The sequence below is a fragment of the Micromonospora sp. NPDC005197 genome (genome assembly GCF_040608295.1).
Taxonomy (GTDB): Bacteria; Actinomycetota; Actinomycetes; order Mycobacteriales; family Micromonosporaceae; genus Micromonospora.
The window spans coordinates 204,460-210,482 of sequence record NZ_JBEXHY010000001.1 but is presented as its reverse complement, the minus strand read 5'-3'; the positions used below and the strand labels follow the sequence as shown (position 1 = coordinate 210,482).

General features: G+C 69.9%; 6 protein-coding genes and 1 pseudogene. All 7 read right to left on the bottom strand.

From position 1 onward, the window contains the following. Positions 1-283: 283 nt before the first annotated feature. Positions 284-1,048: pseudogene (nuoE, locus tag ABZU46_RS01060) on the bottom strand (NADH-quinone oxidoreductase subunit NuoE); the annotation flags it as partial. After that, positions 1,045-2,370 carry an NADH-quinone oxidoreductase subunit D gene (locus ABZU46_RS01055; protein WP_354853895.1) on the bottom strand — a complete coding sequence of 442 codons (1,326 nt, stop codon included), beginning with the start codon at positions 2,368-2,370 and terminating at the stop codon, positions 1,045-1,047. The gene ABZU46_RS01055 and the pseudogene nuoE, both read right to left, overlap by 4 nt. Continuing rightward, entirely contained in the window at positions 2,367-3,104 is a 738-nt protein-coding gene (locus tag ABZU46_RS01050) for an NADH-quinone oxidoreductase subunit C (protein ID WP_354853892.1), read from the bottom strand. Before ABZU46_RS01050 ends, ABZU46_RS01055 begins: the two co-directional genes overlap by 4 nt. After that, a complete protein-coding gene (locus ABZU46_RS01045; protein ID WP_354853890.1) occupies positions 3,101-3,778 on the bottom strand; it encodes an NADH-quinone oxidoreductase subunit B family protein in 678 nt (225 codons plus the stop codon). Before ABZU46_RS01045 ends, ABZU46_RS01050 begins: the two co-directional genes overlap by 4 nt. Positions 3,779-3,792: 14 nt before the next feature. Further along, positions 3,793-4,158 (bottom strand): NADH-quinone oxidoreductase subunit A, encoded by a 366-nt coding sequence (locus tag ABZU46_RS01040; protein WP_007454588.1) that lies wholly within the window; start codon positions 4,156-4,158, stop codon positions 3,793-3,795. Positions 4,159-4,292: 134 nt separating this feature from the next. Next, positions 4,293-5,570, bottom strand: coding sequence for a geranylgeranyl reductase family protein (locus tag ABZU46_RS01035; protein WP_354853888.1), 1,278 nt, complete (start codon positions 5,568-5,570; stop codon positions 4,293-4,295). A gap of 139 nt (positions 5,571-5,709) precedes the next feature. Beyond that, positions 5,710-5,934, bottom strand: a complete 225-nt coding sequence (locus ABZU46_RS01030; protein ID WP_354853885.1) for a hypothetical protein — start codon at positions 5,932-5,934, stop codon at positions 5,710-5,712. Between the last annotated feature and the right edge of the window lie 89 nt (positions 5,935-6,023).

Genomic DNA, 6,023 nt, shown 5'->3' with positions numbered 1-6,023 from the left:
CCGGCGGAGACGTCGCCGCCGGCGCCTTCGTGCCGGGCGCGTCCGGCACCGCGGTCTGCGCGTCGGGCTGCCGGGTCTCGGCGGTACGCACCTGCGGCGACTTGTCGTCGGGCGCCTTCACGTCCGGCGCGGTGCTGCCGGTGGCCGCCTCCGGCCTGGCGGTCTCGGTCGCCGCCTCCGGCCTGGTGGTCTCGGTGGGCGTCGGCTCGGCGGCACCGGCCGCTCCCGTCGGCGCGGACGCCCCGTCGCCACCCTTGACCGGGGCCGTGGTGGCCTCGACGGGCGCCGGCTTGGCGGCCTCGGCGTCGGCCTTCGCCTTGTCCGCGTCGGCCTTCGCCTTGGCCGCTGCCTTGTCGGCCTCGGCCTTGCTGCGGATCGGGGTGTTCGGGTCGAAGCCCGGCACCGAGACGTTGTGCTCCTGCGCCAGCCGCAGACCGCGCAGGGTCGGCTCGCCCGGCCCGCCGTCGGCGACCGCGCCGTCGCGCTCGTCGGCGAAACCGGCGAGCTGCACCGCCATCTCCTTGAGCGTGCAGAGCCGCGCGCCGCGCGTCGGCATCGGCCGGCCACCGGCGCGCAGCTCGTCGACCACGCCGACCGCCGTGGACGGATCCACCCGGTCGAAGAAGTCGTAGTTGACGGTCATCACCGGGCCGTAGTCGCAGGCCGCCAGGCACTCGGCGTGCTCCAGCGTGATCGTGCCGTCCGCGGTCGTCTCGTCGTGCCCGACACCCAGGTGCTCGACGAGGGTGTCGTAGACCTCCTGGCCGCCCAGCACGTTGCACATCGTGTTGGTGCAGACGCTGACCAGGAAGTCACCGGTGGGCTTGCGCTTGTACATCGTGTAGAAGGTGGCCACCGCGCCGACCTGGGCCTTGTTCAGCCCGAGCACCTCGGCGCAGAACGTGACCCCGGCCGGGGAGACGTACCCCTCCTCCGCCTGGACCAGGTGCAGCAGCGGCAGCAGCGCCGAGCGGGACCGGTCCGCCGGGTAACGGGCGATGATCTCGCGTGCCCGCTCGCGGGTCTGCTCAGTAAAAACAACGCTCATCGGTCACACCCACCCATCACGGGGTCCAGCGAGGCGCCGCCGGCGATCACGTCGGCGATGAGGCCACCCTCGGCCATCGCCGGGAGGGCCTGGAGGTTGACGAAGCTCGGCTCCCGGTAGTGCACCCGGTACGGCCGGGTGCCGCCGTCGGAGACCGCGTGTACGCCCAACTCGCCGCGCGGCGACTCGATGCCGACGTACACCTGGCCGGGCGGGACCCGGAAGCCCTCGGTCACCAGCTTGAAGTGGTGGATCAGCGACTCCATCGACTGACCCATGATCTTCGCGACGTGCTCCAGCGAGTTGCCCATGCCGTCGACGCCGATGGCGAGCTGCGCGGGCCACGCGATCTTGCGGTCGGCGACCATCACCGGGCCCGGCCGCAGCCGGTCCAACGCCTGCTCGACCAGCTTCATCGACTCGCGGATCTCGGCGAGCCGCACCTGGTAGCGGCCCCACACGTCACCGTCGGGGTGGGTCGGCACGTCGAACTCGTACGTCTCGTAGCCGCAGTACGGCATGGTCTTGCGCAGGTCCCAGGCGAGCCCGGCCGAGCGCAGCACCGGACCGGTGATGCCGAGCGCCACGCAGCCGGTCACGTCCAGCACCGCGACGTTCTTCGTCCGTTCGATCCAGATCGGCTGACCGGAGAGCAGATCCTCGTACTCCTTGAGCTTCTTCGGCATCATCTTCAGGAACTCGCGGATCTTGACGATCGCCTCGTCCGGCACGTCCTGCGCGACACCGCCCGGCCGGACGTACGCGTGGTTCATCCGCAGGCCGGTGATGGTCTCGAAGATGTCGAGGATGTACTCCCGCTCGCGGAAGCCGTACAGCATGATCGAGATCGCGCCCAGCTCCATGCCGGTGGTGGCCAGCCAGACCAGGTGCGACGAGATCCGGTTGAGCTCCATCATCAGCACGCGGATGGTGGTGGCGCGCTCGGTGACGTCGTCGGTGATGCCGAGCAGCTTCTCGACCGCGAGGGCGTACGCCGTCTCGTTGAAGATCGGGGCGAGGTAGTCCATCCGGGTCACGAACGTCGAACCCTGGACCCAGTTGCGGTACTCGAGGTTCTTCTCGATGCCGGTGTGCAGGTAGCCGACGACCGAGCGGGCCTCGCGGACCGTCTCGCCCTCCAGCTCCAGGATCAGTCGCAGCACCCCGTGCGTGGACGGGTGCTGCGGACCCATGTTGACCACGATCCGCTCGTCGTTGATCGGGTCGGTGCCCGAGACGACCGTGTCCCAGTCCCCACCGGTGACGGTGAAGACCCTGCCCTCGGTGGTCTCGCGTTCGGTCGCGTAGTTCGACGTGGTCACTGGTACGACCTCCTGCGGTCCGGCGGCGGGATCTCGGCGCCCTTGTACTCGACCGGCACGCCACCGAGCGGGTAGTCCTTGCGCTGCGGGTGGCCCTCCCAGTCGTCCGGCATGAGGATCCGGGTCAGGTTGGGGTGGCCGTCGAAGACGATGCCGAACATGTCGTACGCCTCCCGCTCCTGCCAGTCCGCCGTCGGGTAGATGGCGGTGACGCTGGGCAGGTGCGGCGACTCGACGGAGACCGCGGCCTCCAGCCGGATCCGACGCCGGTAGGTCATCGAGGTGAGCAGGTAGACCACGTGCAGCCGGCGCTCGTCGGCGCCGAGGTAGTCCACCCCGGACACCGAGGAGCACAGCTCGAAGCGCAGCGCCAGGTCGTCGCGCAGCACCTGGCAGACCTCGGCGATCCGCTCCGGGCGGACGTGCAGGGTCAACTCACCCCGGTCGACGACCACCTTCTCGATCGCGTCGCCGAAGGCCGGGTACGCCTCTTCGAGGGCGTCGCGAACCTCGTCGAAGTAGCCCCCGTACGGCCGGGGCGCCTCCTCGATGGGCTGGCGCTGGCGGACCAGGCCGCCGTAGCCGGACACGTCGCCGGTGCCCTGGTTGCCGAACATGCCGCGCCCCGCCGGGCTGGACGGCGGGTACTCGGCCGGGGCGGTGCCGCTGGCGCCGGCCGGGGTGACCGGCACCGGCAAACCCCCGTCGTTGTTCCTGTCGTTCGGTGCGGTCACTTCGGGCCCCTGTGCGCGTGGAGGTGGTTCTGGGCGTTCATCCAGTTCTCGATCCGCAACTGCTCCTCGCGCCCCTCGCGGACCGCCTGGGTCCACTCGGCACGCCGGGCCTTGTCGTTGCGGTACGAGGACGGCATGGAGCCGTACGGCACGACCGGAACGTCGCCGCGCTCCTGGCGGGCCGCCAGCATCTTGCGACCGTTCGGGCCCAGCGGCTCATACATGATCTTCTCGCGGAGCTTGAGGATCGCGTCGATGAGCATCTCCGGCCGGGGCGGGCAGCCGGGCAGGTACATGTCGACCGGCACGACGTGGTCGACGCCCTGCACGATCGCGTAGTTGTTGAACATGCCGCCGCTGCTGGCGCAGACGCCCATGGAGAGCACCCAGCGGGGCTCGGCCATCTGGTCGTAGATCTGGCGCAGCACCGGTGCCATCTTCTGGCTCACCCGGCCGGCCACGATCATCAGGTCGGCCTGCCGGGGCGAGGCCCGGAAGACCTCCATGCCCCAGCGGCCCATGTCGTAGTGCGGACCACCGGCGGCCATCATCTCGATCGCGCAGCAGGCCAGGCCGAAGGTGGCGCCCCACACGGACGACTTCCGGGACCAGTTGACCAGCTTCTCCACCGAGGTGAGCAGGACGCCGGCGGGGAGCTTCTCCTCGATGCCCATCTGACGTTCCTTCCTCAGTCCCAGTCCAGGCCGCCGCGCCGCCACACATAGGCGTACGCGACGAAGACCGCGACGATGAACAGGACCATCTCCACGAAGCCGAAGATCGGCAGAGCGTCGAACGAGACCGCCCAGGGGTAGAGGAAGATGATCTCGATGTCGAAGACGATGAAGAGCATCGCCGTCAGGTAGAACTTGATCGGGAACCGCCCGCCGCCGACCGGCTGAGGGCTGGGCTCGATGCCGCACTCGTAAGCCTCGAGTTTGGCCTTGTTGTATCGACGGGGACCAGCGAAGCGGGCGGCGCCGACAGAGAACAGCGAGAACGCCGCGGCGAGGGCGAACAGCCCGATGATCGGTGCGTAAGGCGAGAGCGACATCGTTTTCTCCTGCTCGTCCTTCCCTGCCCTCGGTGCTTGACGAAAATCACACTATTCACGTCCCTCGCGGTGGCTGCCGGCGGGGGTCGATCTTTGTCGGCGTCGGGGCTGTGACCAGCACCGATGCCGTCGCTCTAGACGGCTGGCGCGGCTTTCGTCATTGCGTTGATGACCCGGTCCATCGCGTCCCCGCCTCGGGGATCGGTCAGATTGGCCAACAACTTGAGAACGAAACGCATCAGCGTCGGGTGGGGCATGCCGTGCTTGGTGGCGATCCGCATGATCTCCGGACGGCCGATCAGCTTCACGAAGATGCCGCCCAGCCGGTAGTAGCCACCGAGCCGGGCCTTCAGCTCGTTCGGGTACGCCATCAGGGCCCGCTCGCGCTCCGGCGCGGCGGGACGCGCGAGGGCCTGCACCGCCACCTCCGCGGCCAGCTCGCCGGACTCCATGGCGTACGCGATGCCCTCGCCGTTGAACGGGTTGACCATCCCGCCGGAGTCGCCGACGAGCAGAACCCCGCGGGTGTAGTGCGGCACCCGGTTGAAGCCCATCGGCAGCGCGGCGCCGAGGATCGGACCGTCGGCGTTGGCCTCGTCGGTCATGCCCCAGTCGGCGGGCGTGTTGGCCAGCCAGTCGGTGAGCAGCCGGCGGTAGTTGGTCTTGCCGAACGCGGACGACGAGTTGAGCACGCCGAGGCCGACGTTGACCCGCCCGTCACCGAGCCCGAAGATCCAGCCGTACCCGGGCAGCAGGTTGTCGCCGCTGTCCTTGCTGCGCAGCTCCAGCCACGACTCCAGGTAGTCGTCGTCGTGCTTGACCGGGGAGTGGTAGTAGCGGCGGACGGCCACGCCGATCGGCCGGTCCTCCCGCTTGGCCAGCCCGAGCGCGAGCGGGAACCGACCGGAGACCCCGTCGGCCGCCACGACCAGCGGGGCATGGAAGGTGGCGGGCTCCTTGCCGGGCCCCACCTCCGCCTCGACGCCGGTCACCCGGCCGTCGCCGTCGAGCACCGGGCCCAGCACGTTGACGTTGGTCCGCAGTTTGGCGCCGGCCGCGACCGCCCGCTGGGCGAGCAGATCGTCGAAGTCCAGTCGGGTGCGGACCAGGCCGTAGTTGGGGAAGCTGGCCAGCTCGGGCCAGTCCAGTTCCAGGCGTACGCCGCCGCCGATCACCCGCAGGCCGCGGTTGTGCAGCCAGCCGGCCTCGGGCGAAGTGTCCACGCCCATCCGGATGAGCTGGCGCACCGCGCGCGGGGTCAGCCCGTCGCCGCAGACCTTCTCCCGAGGGAACTCGGTCTTCTCCAACACCAACACCCGTACGCCGTGCCGGGCCAGGTGGTACGCAGTCGCCGATCCACCGGGACCGGCGCCAACGACGATGACGTCGGCGTCGTGTTCCACCGCGGTCATTCGCGCCTCCTCCCGCACGCTCGTGAAATGCTTCACAAGCCAGACGGGACGAGTGTATGACCGGCGTCATACCTGCGCAGGATCAGGGGTACCTAACTCGCCGATGTGACAGTCGGCGACCGTCCACAGCAGGCGAGTGTCAGGCCGATCGGGAGGCGTCCAGGCCCGCGTCGACCCGGATCGCCTCCGGCAGATGCTCCCGCAGCGCGCCACCGGCCGCCCGGTCCAGCGCGGCCAGCACCTCGGCGACCACCTGCCGGACGTCCGCCGGATCCGCGCCGGCCAGCGCGCGCAGCTGCGCGATGAGTTCGGCCGCGTCGTCGTCGGTGGCGGCCACCGGGTCCGCCCGGTCTGCTCCGGTCATGCGGACGAGCGTACGGGGCAAAGTGGACTAAAGCCGGATATTCCTGAAACGCGTCGCGGCGTCGCGGCGTCTCGGTGTCTCCGCGTCGA